The following is a 17804-nucleotide window of genomic DNA, read 5'->3' on the forward strand; positions in this document are numbered from 1 at the left end:
TACAATCGACCGTTTCCAAGCCGCCAAGACCCGCCCCATGTCCTCCGAGAACGAATCGCTCACCTATCGTGCCGCCGGCGTGGACATCGACGCGGGCAACGCCGTCGTGGAGCGAATCAAACCGCTGGTGAAGAAAACCTTCCGCCCCGAGGTGATGGGCGGGCTGGGCGGCTTCGGCGGACTGTTCGACCTGTCGGGGAAATATGCAGAACCCGTGCTGGTTTCCGGCACCGACGGCGTGGGCACGAAGCTCAAACTGGCCCAGGAACTGAACCGCCACGACACCATCGGCATCGACCTGGTGGGCATGTGCGTCAACGACGTGCTGGTGCAGGGCGCTGAGCCGCTGTTCTTCCTTGACTACTTCGCCACCGGCAAGCTGGACGTCGAAACCACCGTGGCCGTGGTCGGCGGCATCGCCCGGGGTTGCGAACTGGCCGGTTGCGCGCTGATCGGCGGCGAGACCGCCGAGATGCCCGACATGTACCCGCCCGGGGAATACGATCTGGCCGGTTTCACCGTGGGCGCGGTGGAGAAATCGCGCATGGTCGACGGCAGCGCCATCGTTGCTGGCGACGTCGTGCTGGGCGTAGCGTCGTCGGGCCCGCATTCGAACGGTTACTCGCTGATCCGTCGCATCCTTGCCCGCGCCGGCAGCCCACTGGGCGACAAGGTCGGTGACACCACGCTGGGCGACGCGCTGATGGCGCCGACCACTATTTACGTCAAGGCCATGCTCCAGCTGCACCGCGATACACCGGTGCACGGCATGGCACATATCACCGGCGGCGGCCTCACCGAAAACATCATCCGCGTCGTGCCCGATGGCCTGGGCGTGGCGCTGGAATCGAGCACATGGACCTTGCCTCCGGTGTTCGACTGGCTCAAGCGCGAAGGCAACGTGGCGCAGACGGAAATGTGGCGCACGTTCAACTGCGGCATCGGTTTCACCGTGTTGTTGCCGCGTGAGGCCGTGGCCGACGCCACCCGGATCCTTGCCACCCACGGCCTCGCCAGCTGGCCGATCGGCGAGGTCGTCCGTGCCAGCGGCGACGAGCGCGTCCGGATCGCCTGACACCATGCCCGCGCTGCGCATTGCCGCGCTGGCGTCCGGGCGCGGCAGCAACCTTGCGGCCCTGCTCGGCGCCTGCGTCGATGGACGCATCGACGGCAGGTTCGTCCTGGTAGCCAGCGACAAACCCAACTGCGCCGCGCTTAGCCTGGCCGCTGAGGCCGGCGTGCCCACATTGGCGCTGCGGCCCGCCGAATACGCCGATCGTTCATCGTTCGACCGTGCACTGTTCGATGCCCTCGCTGCCAGTGGTGCGGACCTCCTGGTGCTGGCCGGTTACATGCGCATCATCCATCCATCGGTGCTGGTGCCCTGGGCCGGACGCGCGGTGAACGTTCACCCTTCCCTGCTGCCGCTCTACCGCGGACTTCACACCCATGCCCAGGCGCTGGCCGCAGGCGACGCCGAGCATGGTGCGAGCGTGCATTTTGTCACCGCCGAACTCGACGGCGGTCCGGTTCTGGCACAGGCTCGCATCAGCATTGGCCCGGACGACACCGAAGCCACCCTGGCAGCGCGCCTTTTGGTACACGAGCACCGCCTGCTGCCCGCCGTGGTAAGCGCCATCGCATCCGGCCGTATCCACTGGAACGAGGGGGAACCCACCTTCGATGGACGCATCATCCACACGCCCTTGACGTTGGACGACACCGGAAGCCTGCTCGACGCCACCTAAGGTTCAGGCGCCGCAGGTAGACTTTCGCCCCATGACCAAAACGACCCTGATCGCCGCCGCCCTAGTCGCCGGATTCGCTGTCCAGGCCGCCAGCGCCGCCACTCCGCACGCCTTTACCGCGCAGTACCAGGTGCTCCAGGGCGGATCACCGCTGGGCGAAGCAACCGTCGTGCTGAAACCCGCCGGGAACGGCCAGTTCGCCTTCAGCACGGCATCGAAGGGCACAGCCGGCCTCGCTGCGATGGTGGCTGCCAATACCAGCGAAGTATCCACGTTCCGCTGGACCGGCGGCACACCTGAATCGGTGAGCTACGACTATCGCCTGGACGCGTCGATCAAAACCAAGGAACGCCACCTGAAAGTGGACTGGGCCAGCAAGCAGGCCACGGTCGATGACGGCAAGAAGAACTACACCTTCGCCGCCGTGCCGGGCATGGTGGAAAGGAACCTGGCAAGCCTCGCCCTGGGGCTTGCCCTGCAGGCGGGCAAGCAGCAGGTCACCCTGCCGGTGGCGGTGAAGTCGAGCGTCGAGAACCAGCAGTACAAGGTGACGGGCAAGGAAAAAGTGCAGGTACCCGCCGGCAGCTTCGACACCGTGAAGATGACCCGCACCGACGCCGACCGCGGCCTTACTGCCTGGTATGCACCGTCGAAATACGCCGTGCCGGTGAAGATGACCCAGGGCGACCAGGATCTCACCCTGATGCTGGTGTCCTACCGCGCGCAGTAAACCTGCGCACGGCGGAATTTCAGTTCGGCAGGCGGCGGATCTTCGCGCCGAGCACGCCGAGTTTTTCCTCGATGTTCTCGTAGCCGCGATCGATGTGGTACACGCGGTCGACCGTGGTATCGCCCTCGGCCACCAGGCCCGCCAGCACCAGGCAGGCGCTGGCGCGAAGGTCGGTGGCCATGATCGGCGCGCCGCTCATCTTGCCCACGCCCTTGATGATGGCCGTATTGCCTTCCAGGCGAATATCGGCGCCCAGGCGCTGCAGCTCCTGCGCATGCATGAAGCGGTTCTCGAACACCGTTTCGGTGATCACGCCCACACCCTCGGCCACGCAGTTGAGCGCGGTGAACTGGGCCTGCATGTCGGTCGGGAACGCCGGGTACGGCGCGGTGGTGATGTTCACCGCCTTCGGCTTGCGGCCACGCATGTCCAGCTCGATCCAGTCGTCGCCGGTGCTGATATGCGCGCCGGCTTCCTCCAGCTTGGAAAGGACCGAATCCAGCGTATCGGCGCGGGCGTTGCGGCAACGCACCTTGCCGCCGGTGATCGCGGCGCCGACCAGGAAGGTGCCGGTTTCGATGCGGTCGGGCAGCACTTCGTAATGGCAACCGTGCAGACGCTCCACGCCGTGGATGGTCATGGTGGGCGTGCCCGCACCTTCGATATCCGCGCCCATGGCGATCAGGCAGTTGGCCAGGTCGACGACCTCCGGTTCCATCGCCGCGTTATCGATGATCGTGGTGCCATCGGCCAGCGTCGCGGCCATCATGATGTTCTCGGTACCGGTAACGGTAACCATGTCCATCACCACCCGCGCGCCCTTCAGGCGCTTGGCGGTGGCACGGATGAAGCCCCCTTCCACCACGACCTCGGCGCCCAGCGCCTGCAGGCCGCGGATGTGCTGGTCCACCGGGCGTGAACCGATCGCGCAGCCGCCGGGCAACGACACTTCGGCATGGCCGAAACGGGCCACCAGGGGACCGAGCACCAGGATCGACGCGCGCATCGTCTTGACCAGGTCGTAGGGCGCGCAGGTGCTGTTGGTCGAACGCGGATCGACGTGCATCTTCATGCGGTCGTCCAGCACCAGGCGGGTGCCCATCTGGCCAAGCAGTTCAATGAACGTGGTGACGTCGTGCAGGTGCGGCACGTTGCCGATGCTTACCGGCTCGTCGGCCAGCAGGCAGGAAGCAAGGATCGGCAGGACGGCGTTCTTGGCGCCGGAAATGGCGACTTCGCCGTTGAGCGGCTCGCCGCCGGTGATGAGGATCTTGGCCATGGTGGACTCGAAGGGGGAAACGTGAACGAAGGGTGGCGCGGGCTCGGGTTACGGACCGCGCGCGGCGCTTTCATCCGGGGTAAGGGTTTTCAGCGCAAGGGCATGGATGGCCCCGCCCATGAGGTCGCCAAGTGTGGCGTACACCAGCCGATGACGCGCCAGTGGCAGCTTGCCTGCGAACTGGCTGGCCACCACCTCGGCCTCGAAGTGGACGCCGTCGTCGCCCCGCACGTTCGCCCGGGCGCCGGGCAAGCCTTGTTCGATCAGAGCCCCGATGGTGGCCGCGTCCATAAATTCCTTGAGCAATGGGGTGGTCTATCGCGTTTCCAGGCCCGGATGGGCCCGGATGCGGGGCGTCCCAAGGGGTCCGCAACCCGGCGATGACAAAGAGGATAGAATGACAAGCGGCCATGGTAATGGAAAATCTGTGGCGCAGAAACGACAGCATCCCAAGCATAGGCCCGCATGAACGCACGCATCGCCCCGCCCGCCCCCGCTGCCGTGGACCCCGCCGCCCTGGTTACCAGTGCCCGGCGCGTGATCGGCATCGAGGCCGAGGCCATCAGGCTGCTCGAGCCGCGGATCGATGCCGACTTCGTCGCCGCCTGCCAGCTGATCCTGAAGTGCGAAGGCCGCGTGGTGTGCTCAGGCATGGGCAAGTCCGGGCATATTGCCCGGAAGATCGCAGCTACCCTGGCATCCACCGGGACGCCGGCGTTCTTCGTCCACCCGGGCGAAGCCAGCCACGGCGACCTGGGCATGATCCAGCCGCAGGATATCGTCATCGCCATCTCGTACTCCGGCGAGACCGACGAACTGCTCTTTATCCTGCCGGTGTTGAAACGCCAGGGCATCCCGCTGATCGCCATGACCGGTAACGTGCGGTCGTCGCTGGGCCGGGAAGCGGACCTCAACCTCGACGTGAGCATTCCGGTGGAGGCCTGCCCGCTGGGGCTGGCACCCACCGCCAGCACCACGGCGGCACTGGTGGTGGGCGATGCGCTGGCCGTGGCCCTGCTCGAGGCCCGTGGGTTCACCTCCGATGATTTCGCCCGTTCACACCCGGCCGGGAGCCTTGGCCGCCGGCTGCTGCTGCATATCGCCGACATCATGCACAAGGAAGACGCCATCCCCCGCGTGCCGCCGGGCGCCTCGGTCACCCAGGCGCTGATGGAAATGACCCACAAGCAGCTTGGCATGACAGCCGTGGTCGACGATGCCGGCCACCTGCTGGGCGTGTTCACCGACGGCGACCTGCGCCGCGCCCTGGACGACCACGCGGTGGACCTGCGCAATGCCACGGTGGCCGAGCTGATGACGCGCGGCCCGAAGACCATCGGCGCCGACCGACTCGCGATAGAGGCGGCCCAGCTGATGGAGAAACACCAGATCCACGCCTTGCTGGTGATCGATGAATCCCACAAGGTCGTCGGCGCGCTCAACATTCATGATCTGCTCCGGGCCCGCGTGGTCTGATTCGCCTCCCGCCTCCGCCCGGCCCCACCATGCCCTACCGCCACTTCAGTGACCTGGACGCCGCCATCCGCGCCCGTGCCGCCCGTATCCGGCTGGCCGTCTTCGACGTGGACGGCACCCTCACCGACGGCGGCCTGTTCGTGGGCGAGGATGGTCTTGAGACCAAGGTTTTCCACGTGCACGATGGCCTGGGCCTGAAGCGCCTGCACGAAAACGGGGTGCAGGTGGCGATCGTCACCGCGCGGATCAGCCACCCGGTTACCCTGCGTGCGGAGGAACTGGGCATCGAACACCTCTACCAGGGCCAGCAGGACAAACGGGCCTGCGTGCTGGAAATCCTCGACGCCCTTGGGCTCACGCCCGAAGAGGCGGCCTTCATCGGCGACGACCTGCCCGACCTTGCCCCGATGCGCATGGTGGGCCTGGCCGTGGCGGTGGCCGATGCACACCCGACGGTGGCCGAGCACGCGCACTATGTCACGCGCCGCGCCGGCGGCCACGGCGCCGCCCGCGAAGCCTGCGACCTGATCCTGGCTGCCCAGGGCAAGGCCGACAGTGAACTGGAACACTGGCTTTGAACCTGCGCCTGTACCTGCGCGACCGGAAAGTCCCGGTTGCCGTCGTTGCACTGACCGTGGCGGCGCTTACCGCGACCCTGGTGTCGTGGTACATCCAGCCCCGGGCCAAGGTGTCCGACTTCGTCGGCCCACCCCGCTCAGGCTATGTGCTGCACAACTTCATCCTCGATTCCTGGAACGAGCAAGGCGCCTTCAGCTTCCGCCTGCATGCGCCCCGACTCGACCGCCGCGAGGGCGATGACGCCCTGTACCTGATTTCCCCGGACTTCCGCATGCCTCCCAAGGAAGCGGGCACGCCCGACTGGACAGGCCATTCCCAGTACGGCTGGGTGGACTCCGGCGGCGATATCCTCAAGCTCCAGGGCGAGGTTCACATGCACCGGAACGCTTTCGGCACCACGGCGGCCACCCAGATGGATACCTCCGAGGTCACTTCCTGGCCCAAGGAGAATCGCCTGGCCACCGACGCCCCCGCCACGATCGTGCAGGGAACATCTACAATGAAGGGCGTTGGCATGCGGGCCAACCTCGATTCCAAGCACCTGGAGCTCCTCGATGACGTCCACAGCTCGTTCATGCCAAAAAAGCGCACGCCCTAGGCTGCTCCTGGCACTCGGACTGTCAAGCATGCTCACGGCCTTCGGCGCCAGCGCCAGGCAAAGCGACCGCAATGAACCGATCAACGCCCAGGGCGTGTCGGTCGATGCCACCCAGGGTACCAACGGCCTGGTGGTCTACAAGGGCAAAGTGGTGATGACCCAGGGCACCTTGAAGGTCACCGGCGACATCGCGCACATCTACCTGGACGCCGACAACCAGGTGCTGCGTGCCGTCGTCGACGGCAAGCCCGCCACCTTCCATGAGATCGACGACAACTGCAACAACGTCGACGGCCATGCCCTGAACATCGATTACGTGGTGGAACAGAACGTGGTCACCCTCACCACCAACGCCTGGGTGAAGCAGCAGGGCCGCGGCGAATCCAACGGCGACAAACTCGTTTACCACACCGACACCAGCAACATGACCGGCCAAAGCGGCGACACCAACCTGGTGACCATGCAGTTCCTGCCCAAGCCGAAGGCCGCCGCGCCCGGCCAGCCTGCGCCGCCGCGCCCGCAGTCAGTGCCCAACTGCACGCCAACGCCGAAGGCCGCCCCGAAGGCGCCGGCGGCAGGCAAGCTCGCTGTCGCTCCGACTGCCAAGCCCGCTACCGTACCAGCGGCCGCCGCCACTGCCGCCAAGCCCTGACCGATGCTTTCAGCCCAGGGCCTGCAAAAGAGTTTCCGCGCGCGCCAGGTCGTGCGTGATTTCGCGTTTTCCATCCGCGAAGGCGAAGTGGTGGGTCTGCTCGGCCCCAACGGCGCAGGCAAAACCACGTGTTTCTACATGGTGGTCGGGCTGATCGAGGCCGACGCCGGCACGATCAAACTCGACAAACAGGACATCACTGCCCTGCCGATGCATTCGCGGGCGAAGCTGGGCATCGGCTACCTACCCCAGGAAGCCTCGGTGTTCCGCCGCCTTTCGGTCACGGACAACATCCTGGCCGTGCTGGAGCTGCGTGAAAACCTCAACCAGAAGCAGCAGATGCAGGAGCTCGAAGGCCTGCTCGACGAACTCAAGATCGGCCACATCGCCGACCAGAAGGGCATCAGCCTGTCCGGTGGCGAACGTCGCCGCGTGGAGATCGCCCGCGCGCTGGCCGCCAAACCTCGCTACATGCTGCTGGACGAGCCCTTCGCCGGCGTCGACCCGATTTCCGTCGGCGAGATCCAGCGCATCGTCAGGCACCTGAAGGACCGCGGCATCGGCGTGCTGATCACCGATCACAATGTGCGTGAAACCCTGGGCATTTGTGACCGCGCCTACATCATGAACGACGGCGAGGTGTTATCCCGTGGCACCCCGGCACACATCCTCGCCGACGAGAAGGTCCGCGAGGTGTACCTGGGCCGTGAATTCCGCCTGTAGCGCCCGTGCCGAATCCGGTCATCTGGCCAAAGGGCCTGCTGGCCGGCCCTATGCCGACGCGCTAGGATGGCAGGGAACTAGGCGACCATGGCAGGCATGAAACCCGGACTCCAGTTTCGCCTCAACCAACAGCTCACGCTGACGCCCCAGTTGCAACAGGCCATCCGCCTGCTCCAGCTGTCGCAGCTGGAGCTCGAGGCTGAACTTCGGCAGATCGCCGAGGGAAATCCGCTGCTTGAATTCGAGGAAGATGCCGAGCCGGCTGAAGCGGGCGAAGCTGACGAGGAGTTCGAATCCGACCGCTTCATCGATGTCGCCCCGAAGGCGAGCGCCGAGAAGGAAACGGTGGAGTCGCCGCCTGACGTGGACGATACCCATGGCGACTGGGAATCGGAGCCCCGCCATGGCGAGGCGGGAGACTATTCCTCCGGCGGCAGCCGTAACAACCAGGGCGACGAGGACGACGGCTTCGAACCGCAGAATGCCTCGGCACCAAGCCTTACCGAACACCTGTCCTGGCAGCTGAACCTCTCGCAATTCACCCCGCGCGACCACGCCATCGCTACGGCGATCATCCACGCACTGGACGAAGACGGCTACCTGCACGAGGGCATCGATGCGGTCGCCGCCGCCCTGCCCACCGACTTCCATGCCGATGCGGCCGAAATCGAAGCCGTGCGCAAACGCCTGCAACATTTCGACCCTACGGGCGTTGCGAGCCTGGACCTGCGCGACTGTCTGTCGATGCAACTGCGCCAGTTCGCCCCGGATACCGCCTTCCGCGACGTCGCCCTGCGCATCGTGGAATTTGAGCTGGAACTGGTCGCCCGCAACGATTCGGGCAAGCTCGCGCGCAAACTTCGCTGCGACGAAGCGGACGTCGCCGGGGCACTGGGACTGATCCGCTCGCTCGACCCGCGGCCCGGTGCCGCGCTGGACGCCACGCCGGTCGAGTACGTCGCGCCTGACGCCTATGCAAGGCGCGAGAACGGCCGCTGGCTGGTGTCGCTCAATCCCGACTGCCAACCGCGCCTGGGACTGAACCAGCACTACTGCAACCTGATCGCCCGCGCCCGCGGCGAGGACGCCAGCTGGATGAAGGGCCAGCTGCAGGAAGCGCGCTGGCTGCTCAAGAGCCTGCAGTCTCGCGCCGAAACGCTGCAGAAGGTCGCCGAGGTCATCGTTCGGCGGCAAAGCGCCTTCCTCGATTACGGCCCGGAGGCCATGCACCCCCTGGTGCTGCGCGAAGTGGCCGAGGAAGTGGGCATGCACGAATCCACCATCTCGCGCGTCACCACCCGCAAGTACCTGCACACGCCGCGCGGCACCTTCGAACTTAAGCATTTTTTTTCATCCGGTGTCGCCACGGAAGACGGCGGCAGCGCCTCGGCCACCGCGATCCAGGCCATGTTGCGCAAGCTCATCGCAGGCGAAGACCCTCGCAAGCCGCTTTCCGACCAGGCGCTGGCCGAAGACCTGCATCGACGCGGCATTCAGGTCGCACGCCGTACGGTGGCCAAATACCGCGAAGGCATGCGGATTCCCAGTTCATCGGACCGCGTGCGCGCCGGTTAATCACCCAAGGGAACTTGAGCCCAGTCCAGCCGTCCCAATCCTTATAAGAGAAGTGTTTGAAGATAGCGGCACCGCCGTTCACCGGCCGCCAGAATCCGGCCGGACCCGCAGCAACAGGAGGCGAGACACCATGCAACTTCAGCTTAGCGGCCACCATATCGACATCACCGATGCCCTGCGTACCCATGTCGAATCCAAGCTCGACCGCCTGGAACGCCTTTACGAAAACATTACGGGCCTCAATGTGGTCCTCTGCGTCGACGACGCGGAAAAGAAGGCCGAAGGCACCCTCCTGGTGTCCGGCAACCGCCTGCACGCCGAAGCCGTAGAGCAGGACATGTACGCCTCGATCGACACCATGGCCGAAAAGCTCGTCGCACAGTTGCGCAAGCACAAGGAAAAGCAAAGCGACCACCACCAGCGCGAAGCGCGGGAAATGAACCACGTCTGACCCCGGGCACCCCGGGTGCATGGCACAATGAGGCCTGCTTACCCGGGGACACCCCACGCTTGGACCGGCTGACCGCCCGACAACTGTTCGATAGCACCCACGAGCGCATGGGCTTGCGCTGGATCGCCGGCCTGCGCGGTGAAGGGCGCGTGCTCGAACATGGGCAATCGGTCACCCGTCGCCCGTCGCTGGTGGGCTACCTCAATGTGATCTACCCCAACAAGGTGCAGATCATCGGCACCGAGGAACTCAACTACCTCGATGGGCGCGATTCGCGCCAACGCTGGGAAGCCATCCAGAAGATCGCCGCTTACCGCCCGGCAGCGCTCATCGTCACCAAGGAACAACCCGTCCCGGCGGATCTGCGCGAGATGGCCGAGGAAACCGATACCCCGCTCTGGCTCAGCTCCAAGCGCGGGCATGAACTGCTGACCTACCTGCAATACCACCTCGCCCGTACCCTGGCCCCGCGTGTCACCTTGCACGGCGTATTCCTGGAAGTGTTTTCCATCGGCGTGCTGATCACGGGCGAATCAGGCTCCGGCAAGAGCGAGCTTGCACTTGAACTCATCAGCCGCGGCCATCGCCTGGTGGCGGACGACGCCACCGAGTTCACCCTGATCGCCCCTGACGTCATCGACGGCGCCTGTCCGGAACTGCTGCAGGATCTGCTGGAGGTACGTGGCCTGGGCGTGCTGAACGTACGCGAGATGTTTGGGCACACCGCGGTGAAGCCGTCGAAATACCTGCGCCTGGTGATCCAGTTGAAGCCGCTGCGCGAGGGCGAGGACACCGACGCCATGACGCGTATCACCGGCGACGTCGGCCGCCGCAGTATCCTGGATGTCGACGTGCCGATGATCACCATCCCGGTAGCGCCGGGCCGCAACCTCTCCGTGCTGGTCGAGGCCGCCGTACGCAGCCAGGCGCTCAAAAGCAAAGGCATCGATCCGGCACAGACCTTCATGGACCGGCAGGCGCACCAGATGCGCCGCCTGCCGCCGTGGTGAACACATGACGCCCAACATCATCGATCCCAAATCCATTCGCCTGGTCGTGCTTACCGGCATGTCCGGTGGCGGCAAGACGGTCGCCCTGCGCGCGCTGGAAGACCTCGAGTTCTACTGCGTGGACAACCTCCCTGCCGCGCTGATCCCCCAGCTGGTGGCCGCGGTGAGCCAGGGCGAGCACGGCCCGCAAACCCATATCGCGGTGGGTGTGGACGTGCGCAACCGCGAGGCGGATCTTTCGCGCATGCCCAGCGTGCTGTCCGATATCGCGGCCACGGGCGTGGAAGTACACCTGATCTTCCTGGACAGCCGCGACGACGTATTGATCAAGCGCTACTCCGAAACACGCCGGCGCCACCCGCTGTCGTCGGAAGGCCTGTCGCTGGCCGATGCAATTGCGCGCGAACGCAAGCTGCTGCGACCGCTCTCCGCGATCGCCGAACGCGTGCTCGATTCGAGCGAACTGAACGTGCACCAGTTGCGCCGCCTGATCGCCACCGGGTACGCGGCGGCCAGCGATGGCATGACCTTGATGTTCGAATCCTTTGCCTTCCGCCGCGGCTTGCCGCTGGATGCCGATTTCGTCTTCGACGCACGCTGCCTGCCCAACCCCCATTGGGAGGCCCGCCTGCGGCCACTATCAGGCAAGGATGCTCCCGTGCGCGAATACCTTGAGCAACAACCGCTGGTCGAGCAGTACTTCAACGACACGGTGCATTGGCTGGAAAACTGGCTTCCGCAGTTCGAGAAGGACGACCGCAGCTACGTCACCATCTGCATCGGCTGTACCGGTGGCCGCCACCGCTCGGTGTACCTGGTGGAGAAACTGGCCGAACACTTCCGCAACCGCCGCGGCAGCGCCCTCACCTTCCACCGGGAACTCGAATGAGCGACACCGGCGTTGGCGTGCTGTTGATGACCCACGAGGCGGTGGGCCAGGCATTGATTTCGGCCGCACGCCACGTCATGCCGCGGCTGCCCCTGCACGTGGCGGCGGTAGAGGTACCCGCCCATGCCGATCCGGACATCATGCGTTCGCTCACCGCCCAACATGCGCGTGAACTGGACAGCGGCCACGGCGTGCTGGTGCTGGCCGATCTCTACGGCGCCACCCCGTGCAATATCGGCCTGTCCCTGGCTGACCTGGGCGTGCGCATCCGCTGCGTGTCGGGCCTGAACCTGCCGATGTTGCTGCGGGTACTCAACTATCCGGAAAAAACCTTGTCCGAACTTGTCGAAGTGGCTGCCGCCGGCGGCCGCGGGGGAATCTTCATCGACCATGCTTGAGCGCGAAATCGTGGTATCCAACCGCCTGGGCCTGCATGCACGCGCTTCAGCCAAGCTGGTCCAGCTGGTGCAGGGCTTCAAGTCAACTGTCTGGCTGGTGCACCGTGGGCGTGAGGTCAACGCGCAAAGCATCATGGGCGTCATGATGCTGGCCGCGGGACTGGGAAGCCCGTTGCTGGTGCGCGCCGACGGCGCCGATGAAGAAGTCGCCCTGAACGCCGTGGTCGAGCTTTTCGACCGCAAGTTCGACGAGGGCGGTTGATCGTGCGCCGGCAGCTGACCGGTGCCATCGCAGCCCCCGGCATGGCGCTCGGGCGCGCGCGCCTGGTTCAACCGAACATCTTCCACGTCGATACCACGCCGCTGCGCAGCGAAGAGGTGGAAGCTGAAATCGAGCACCTGCACATGGCGCTGGACACCGCGCGCCAGGAACTGCACGAGTTGCGCGGCAAGCTGCACGGCGCGCTGGCCCGCGAGGTGGGCGATTTCATCGACGCGCACAGCCTGCTGCTCGACGACCAGGAACTGCTTCGTGGCCTTGATGAACTGGTCCGGGTAGGTCATTACCGCGCCGGCGCCGCGCTGAAACTGCAGCGCGACCGCCTGGCCGCGGTGTTCGATGCCATGAACGACCCGTACCTCAAAAGCCGGGGCGAGGACATCGACCAGGTGATCGGCCGCGTCATGGCGGCGCTGCAGCAACAGGCCAGTGCCGAGGAGCGCAAGCTCGCCTCGCGCGTGGGCGAGATCCTGGTCTCCGACACCGTGGCGCCGGCGGACATGGCCAACTACACCGGCCACGGCCTGCTTGGCGTGGTGGGTTCGGCCGGCAGCGTGTATTCGCACAGCGCCATCCTGGCGCGCAGCTTCAACCTGCCGATGCTGGTGGGCGTGCGCGACGCGCTCTCGGCTATCAACGACGACGACCTGGTGCTGGTCGATGGTGAGAAGGGCGAGGTGATCGTCCATCCCACCGCGCAGGATCTCCAGCGCTACCGCACATGGCAGCGCGAAGCCGCCAACGAGGGCCGGCGCCTGGCTCGCCTTGCGCATGCGCCGACGAAAACCCGCGACGGCGTGCACCTGCGCCTGTTTGCCAACGCCGAACAATCGTCCGATATTGCCCAGGCACGCAACCGCGGTGCCGACGGCATCGGCCTGTACCGTTCTGAATTCCTCTTCCTGCGCCAGCGCGGCCTGCCAGGCGAAGAAGAACAGTTCATCGCCTACCGCGACGTACTGCTTGGCATGGGCGGCCTACCGGTCACCATCCGCACGCTGGACCTGGGCGCCGACAAGGCCGATGCCGCCGGTCTTGTGATCCGTGGCGAGGATAACCCCGCCCTGGGCGTGCGCGGGGTAAGGCTGTCCCTTCGCTACCCCGATGTCTTCAGTGCGCAGTTGCGTGCCATCCTGCGCGCGGGTGTCTACGGTACGGTGCGCATCCTGGTGCCCATGGTCACCCATGCCGGCGAGATGGCCGCCGTGCGCGCCTTGGTGCGGCAGGCGCGTGAAGACCTCCGCCGGCAGGGGCACGAATTGCCCGAGCGCATCGACATCGGTGCGATGATCGAAGTCCCGGCGGCGGCCATCGGCGTACGCAGCATCCTTGAGAAGTCCGATTTCCTTGCCATCGGTACCAACGACCTGGCGCAATATGTGCTGGCCGCCGACCGCAACAATGATGCACTGGGCGATCTCTACGATCCGCTTCACCCTGCGCTGCTGCGCGTACTCGGCCACGTGATCTCAGCGGCCCGGCGGGCCGGCAAGCCGGTGAGCCTGTGTGGCGAGATCGCTGGCGATCCGATCTATGCGCCGATGCTGGTGGCGTTGGGCCTGTGCGAATTCAGCATGCACCCGAGTCAGTTGCTGCGCGTGCGCGACAAGCTGGCCAACCTCGACCATGGCATGCTGCGCGCGCTGGCGCCTAGCCTGGTGCGTTGCTACACGCGTGATGCCGTGGAAGAACAACTGCGCGAGGCACTGGAACGGCACTAGTGGGGCGCGCGCAACGTGCACGTTGCAATGTACCGTGCATGGCGGCGCCGCCCGCGTTAGCCGCCGACCCCAAGTCCGGCGAGGAAAGCCGTCAGGGCCGCGCCACGATAACGGCCCTGGTGCAGCACGATGCCCAACTGCCTTTCCAGGTCCAGGAAGGGCGTGTGCAGCGCCACCAGCCTGCCGGCGGCTACCGCATCGCCGATGGCCACCCGGGGCAGGCACGCGATACCCAGGCCGGCGATCACCACCTGCTTGATCGCTTCGGTCTGGTCCAGCTCCAGCACACCAGCCGCCGGCGGCAACGACGAAAGCACGCGCTCGGCCTGGGCGCGGGTGGCTGAGCCCCTTTCGCGAAGCACCCATCGCTCACCGGCGAAGTGTGCCGGTTGCAGGCGTCGCCGGGCTGCCAGCGGATGGCCCGGGCGCACGCACACGGCCAACGCGTCACGGCGCCAGAGATGCACCTGCAGGGCGGGATCGGCGATCGGCCCTTCGATGAAGCCGGCATCGAAGCGGTGCTCCAGCACGCCGCGTGAGATGTCCGCGGTATTGCCGACGGCGATGCGGATCGCCACCCGCGGATGAGCCGCGACGAAGCCGCCGAGGAGTTCGCCGGCAAGGTAATTGCCGACCGTGTTGCTGGTACCCAGGGTAAGCGTGCCAGCCAGGGCTTCGCCGGTGGCGGCGGAACCTGCGAAAGCGGCGAAACGCTCGGCGATTTCCCGTGCGCGCGGCAGCAATTCCCGGCCTCGCTCGTTCAGGTGCAGGCGGCCGGCAACACGATCAAACACGGCTTCGCCCAGTAACCGCTCAAGCTCCGCCAGCGCCATGCTTACCGCCGGTTGTGACAGGTGCAGTTGGCCGGCAGCGGCGGACACGGTGCCTTCGCCTGCCACGGCGATCAGCACCTGCATGTGGCGAAGCGACATCCCGCTCATAAGTACAAATTATATCATGAATAAGGAACATATATTTTTCTTATCCATGTGCAGGGCTGATCATGACCGGCATGAAAAGCATCTTTCCCGGCTTGTTACTGGTGGCCGCCATCGCGGCGATCGCTTTGGTGCTCGGCCATGCGATGCCGCTGGTCGGCGGCGCGGTCTGCGGCATCGTCCTCGGTATTCTGGTGCGCAACACACGACCGCCATCTGCTGCGTTTGCCCCAGGCATCCGGTTTGCCTCAAGGCAGGTGCTGCAGGCATCGATTATTGCGTTGGGCTTTGGCCTGAGCCTGGGTCAGGTAGCCCATACCGGTCTCTCATCGCTGGCGGTCACGCTGTGCACCATGGCAGCCGCGGGCCTTGCCGCATGGCTCATCGGCCGTGCCTTGCGCGTTGAAAACGACCTCAAGCTCCTGATCGGCGTGGGTACCGCCATTTGTGGCGGCTCGGCGATCGCCGCGGTGGTGCCCATCATCAAGGCCAGCGAGCACGATACGGCGTTTGCGATCTCCACCATCTTCCTCTTCAACCTGGTCGCCGTACTGTTGTTCCCATGGCTCGGCCACCTGATGAATCTTTCCGACCTGGGCTTCGGCCTATGGGCGGGTACGGCGATCAATGACACCTCGTCGGTCGTCGCCGCGGGCTACACCTACAGCCATGCCGCGGGCGATTTCGCCACCATCGTGAAGCTGACGCGCGCCACGTTGATCATCCCGATCTGCCTGGTGCTGTCGATCATTGTCGGCCTGCGCGAAAAACGCAGCGGTAGCACCGACTTCAGCCTGGGGCGGATCTTTCCCTGGTTCATCCTTTGGTTCCTGGTGGCATCGGCGGTCCGCAGCATCGGCCTGGTGCCTGCCGTGGCGTTGCCCTGGATCCACCAGTTGGCCGAGACATTGATCGTGATGGCGCTGACGGCCATCGGGCTCTCGGCAGACCTTCGCCGCATGGCTGCCAGCGGCGTGCGCCCGATCATGCTGGGTTTGGCCACCTGGGCTGCCGTGGCGATCACCAGCCTTGGTGTGCAGTGGACCCTTCAGCAGCTCTAGCGCGTCACCGCTAGGCAGGCACCAGCGTGTCCATGTATCGCCGCAGGTCGTGCAGTTTGGAGTACGCCGCCACCGCAGCGACCTCGCGCACGGGACGCCCGGACTGCAGCAGGCGGGCAATGGCCAGGCGCCGCAGGTCGCGGAACTGCAGATCGTCGATACCGGCCTGCAGGCAGGCCCGGCGGAAAGCCGTGGTCATCGAGGCGGCGGCAAAGGGAAAGACCCGGGTGTCGGCTTCGCCACGGGGTTGCTGGCCCAGTAATTCCTGGGCGTCCAGGGTGAGCCGCGCCCTGCGGGCCCAGGGCCCCAGGACATGGTCGCTGCTGCGCAGGTACACCACGCCCCGACCCAGGTCGACGTCCGCCCAGCGCAGGCGCAAGGTCTCGCCCAGCGTGCGTGCCGAGCACACGATGAACTCAACGACGTCCTCTAGCGGCAACAACAGGTGCGCATCGCGGGCCAGTACACGGCGCAGCCGGGCCAGTTCGTCATCGGTAGGCATGCGCTCGCGGCGCGGCGCGCGGGCAATGGTGGCATCACCCCGCAGGCGCGCCCGGGCGATCTCGATGCATGCTGCATCCGGCGCCGGCCAGCCATGGCGGCGGGCGAAGGCAAAGATCCGGCTGAAGAACGAGATCTCGATATTGAGCGTGGATGGCGCGCACGGTCCGCGAAGCTGACCGGCGTCATCGGCGTGATGTCCCCGGCGCCGCGCCTGCGCATAGCCTACGAAGTCGTCGTCGGTCAATGAGGACAGACGCCGCCTGCCCAATGCCTCGCGCAAGCGGCGTAACGTGCAGCGTTCGGTGGGCCGGATGCGCGTGCTGCGTTCCGGATGCATCGCGTACCAGTCAAGCAGTTCGAGCAGCGATGCCGCGTGCAAATCGGTGTCCACGTTGATTCCCTCCCAGGTGATCCGCCTACCCGCTGACGGCGACCGACTAGCCTAGGGAAAGAATCGACTTACGTCTTATACGTTTCGCCCTAACGTTTGCCTTGTTCGGCGAGCGTGAGCGCGACCTTGTCACGCAGATAGACCGGCAGCGCATGTTCGGCAGAAACGCCGCCTCCCGCGCGAAACACCGGCAAAGCCAGCAGGGCGACGTTACGCGCCTGTGGATAGCGTGCGCCATCATGCGCGGCCACGTCGCCGATACGACCGCGAAGCTGTTCTGCATACGTGGCCCAGCCCGTGCCGACGACACTCCAGGGACCACCAGCGGGGACAACGAGCGACGCGGGCGGACCCACCCATTCGTCTGAGCAGGGTTCGGGAAGGCCATCGGCACGCCGGCGATATGCTGCCGCGTAAACCTCGCCCATGCGCGCATCGATCACCGCGAGTATGTCATTGAGATCGGCATCTTCTTCCATGGCCAGCGCCTGCAGCGACGACACGGTCACCACCGGCAGGTCCAGCGCCATCGCCATGCCCTGCGTCAGTGAAATGGCCAGGCGCACACCTGTGAACGCTCCCGGCCCCCGGCCGACGGCGATACCTTCAAGCGCATGCCTCGACATACCGGCCTCCGCCAGCAGGCTGTCGGCCATCGGCAACACCAGTTCGCCGTGCCGGCGTGGTGCCAGTTCGCTACGCGCGAGGATTTCCTCGCCATGGACCAGGGCGACCGAACAGGCTTCGGTGGAGGTTTCGATGGCGAGGATCTTCAAGGCGTTTCCCGGTTCATTCGTGTGC

At 65.7% G+C, this 17804-nt stretch carries 21 protein-coding genes; 16 read left to right on the plus strand and 5 right to left on the minus strand.

Annotated elements, in window-relative coordinates; translation table 11 throughout:
• The first annotated feature begins 37 nt into the window (after positions 1-37).
• From purM to VGM61_RS03750, 3 genes are read left to right on the plus strand one after another with little or no spacing between them, the layout of a single operon-like run.
• A complete protein-coding gene (purM, locus tag VGM61_RS03740; protein ID WP_331521381.1) occupies positions 38-1075 on the plus strand; it encodes a phosphoribosylformylglycinamidine cyclo-ligase in 1038 nt (345 codons plus the stop codon).
• A gap of 4 nt (positions 1076-1079) precedes the next feature.
• Positions 1080-1748, plus strand: coding sequence for a phosphoribosylglycinamide formyltransferase (gene purN, locus VGM61_RS03745; protein WP_331521382.1), 669 nt, complete (start codon positions 1080-1082; stop codon positions 1746-1748).
• Positions 1749-1779: 31 nt separating this feature from the next.
• Positions 1780-2478 (plus strand): DUF3108 domain-containing protein, encoded by a 699-nt coding sequence (locus tag VGM61_RS03750; RefSeq protein WP_331521383.1) that lies wholly within the window; start codon positions 1780-1782, stop codon positions 2476-2478.
• A gap of 19 nt (positions 2479-2497) precedes the next feature.
• On the opposite strand, the gene murA is transcribed toward VGM61_RS03750, so the two are convergent.
• Entirely contained in the window at positions 2498-3757 is a 1260-nt protein-coding gene (murA, locus tag VGM61_RS03755) for a UDP-N-acetylglucosamine 1-carboxyvinyltransferase (RefSeq protein WP_331521384.1), read from the minus strand.
• Between the two features lie 48 nt (positions 3758-3805).
• Entirely contained in the window at positions 3806-4048 is a 243-nt protein-coding gene (locus VGM61_RS03760; protein WP_331521385.1) for a BolA family protein, read from the minus strand.
• A gap of 174 nt (positions 4049-4222) precedes the next feature.
• Here VGM61_RS03760 and VGM61_RS03765 point away from each other — a divergent pair, with 174 nt between their 5' ends.
• The 12 genes from VGM61_RS03765 to ptsP all read left to right on the plus strand — a co-directional run bounded on the left by VGM61_RS03765 (position 4223) and on the right by ptsP (position 14109).
• Positions 4223-5233: a KpsF/GutQ family sugar-phosphate isomerase gene (locus VGM61_RS03765; RefSeq protein ID WP_331521386.1), complete on the plus strand. Its 1011-nt coding sequence runs from the start codon at positions 4223-4225 to the stop codon at positions 5231-5233.
• A gap of 29 nt (positions 5234-5262) precedes the next feature.
• Positions 5263-5811 carry a KdsC family phosphatase gene (locus VGM61_RS03770; protein ID WP_331521387.1) on the plus strand — a complete coding sequence of 183 codons (549 nt, stop codon included), beginning with the start codon at positions 5263-5265 and terminating at the stop codon, positions 5809-5811.
• Complete coding sequence (gene lptC, locus VGM61_RS03775; protein WP_331521388.1) at positions 5808-6410, plus strand: LPS export ABC transporter periplasmic protein LptC; 603 nt, start codon at positions 5808-5810, stop codon at positions 6408-6410. The genes VGM61_RS03770 and lptC overlap by 4 nt, the downstream gene beginning before the upstream one ends.
• A 28-nt stretch (positions 6411-6438) precedes the next feature.
• Positions 6439-7062, plus strand: a complete 624-nt coding sequence (lptA, locus tag VGM61_RS03780) for a lipopolysaccharide transport periplasmic protein LptA (RefSeq protein ID WP_331521389.1) — start codon at positions 6439-6441, stop codon at positions 7060-7062.
• Positions 7063-7065: 3 nt separating this feature from the next.
• Positions 7066-7785 carry an LPS export ABC transporter ATP-binding protein gene (lptB, locus tag VGM61_RS03785; protein ID WP_331521390.1) on the plus strand — a complete coding sequence of 240 codons (720 nt, stop codon included), beginning with the start codon at positions 7066-7068 and terminating at the stop codon, positions 7783-7785.
• Between the two features lie 96 nt (positions 7786-7881).
• Complete coding sequence (locus tag VGM61_RS03790; RefSeq protein WP_331521391.1) at positions 7882-9360, plus strand: RNA polymerase factor sigma-54; 1479 nt, start codon at positions 7882-7884, stop codon at positions 9358-9360.
• 130 nt (positions 9361-9490) lie between these two features.
• Positions 9491-9811, plus strand: a complete 321-nt coding sequence (hpf, locus tag VGM61_RS03795) for a ribosome hibernation-promoting factor, HPF/YfiA family (protein WP_331521392.1) — start codon at positions 9491-9493, stop codon at positions 9809-9811.
• Positions 9812-9870: 59 nt separating this feature from the next.
• Entirely contained in the window at positions 9871-10821 is a 951-nt protein-coding gene (hprK, locus tag VGM61_RS03800; RefSeq protein ID WP_331521393.1) for an HPr(Ser) kinase/phosphatase, read from the plus strand.
• Positions 10822-10825: 4 nt separating this feature from the next.
• Positions 10826-11710, plus strand: a complete 885-nt coding sequence (rapZ, locus tag VGM61_RS03805; protein ID WP_331521394.1) for an RNase adapter RapZ — start codon at positions 10826-10828, stop codon at positions 11708-11710.
• Positions 11707-12108, plus strand: coding sequence for a PTS fructose IIA subunit family protein (locus VGM61_RS03810; RefSeq protein ID WP_331521395.1), 402 nt, complete (start codon positions 11707-11709; stop codon positions 12106-12108). The genes rapZ and VGM61_RS03810 overlap by 4 nt, the downstream gene beginning before the upstream one ends.
• A complete protein-coding gene (locus VGM61_RS03815) occupies positions 12101-12370 on the plus strand; it encodes an HPr family phosphocarrier protein (RefSeq protein ID WP_331521396.1) in 270 nt (89 codons plus the stop codon). The genes VGM61_RS03810 and VGM61_RS03815 overlap by 8 nt, the downstream gene beginning before the upstream one ends.
• 2 nt (positions 12371-12372) lie before the next feature.
• Positions 12373-14109, plus strand: a complete 1737-nt coding sequence (ptsP, locus tag VGM61_RS03820) for a phosphoenolpyruvate--protein phosphotransferase (protein ID WP_331521397.1) — start codon at positions 12373-12375, stop codon at positions 14107-14109.
• Between the two features lie 56 nt (positions 14110-14165).
• On the opposite strand, the gene VGM61_RS03825 is transcribed toward ptsP, so the two are convergent.
• Positions 14166-15041, minus strand: a complete 876-nt coding sequence (locus tag VGM61_RS03825; RefSeq protein WP_414694789.1) for a LysR family transcriptional regulator — start codon at positions 15039-15041, stop codon at positions 14166-14168.
• 71 nt (positions 15042-15112) lie between these two features.
• On the opposite strand from VGM61_RS03825, the gene VGM61_RS03830 reads away from it, so the two are divergent.
• Positions 15113-16108, plus strand: coding sequence for a YeiH family protein (locus VGM61_RS03830; RefSeq protein ID WP_331521399.1), 996 nt, complete (start codon positions 15113-15115; stop codon positions 16106-16108).
• Between the two features lie 10 nt (positions 16109-16118).
• On the opposite strand, the gene VGM61_RS03835 is transcribed toward VGM61_RS03830, so the two are convergent.
• Both VGM61_RS03835 and tsaB read right to left on the minus strand, forming a co-directional pair.
• On the minus strand, positions 16119-17003 hold the full coding sequence (locus VGM61_RS03835; RefSeq protein ID WP_331521401.1) for a tyrosine-type recombinase/integrase: 885 nt from the start codon (positions 17001-17003) through the stop codon (positions 16119-16121).
• Between the two features lie 89 nt (positions 17004-17092).
• Entirely contained in the window at positions 17093-17779 is a 687-nt protein-coding gene (tsaB, locus tag VGM61_RS03840) for a tRNA (adenosine(37)-N6)-threonylcarbamoyltransferase complex dimerization subunit type 1 TsaB (RefSeq protein WP_331521402.1), read from the minus strand.
• Positions 17780-17804 lie beyond the last annotated feature (25 nt).

The sequence above is a fragment of the Pinirhizobacter sp. genome, assembly GCF_036499745.1.
Lineage (GTDB): Bacteria > Pseudomonadota > Gammaproteobacteria > Xanthomonadales > Rhodanobacteraceae > Pinirhizobacter.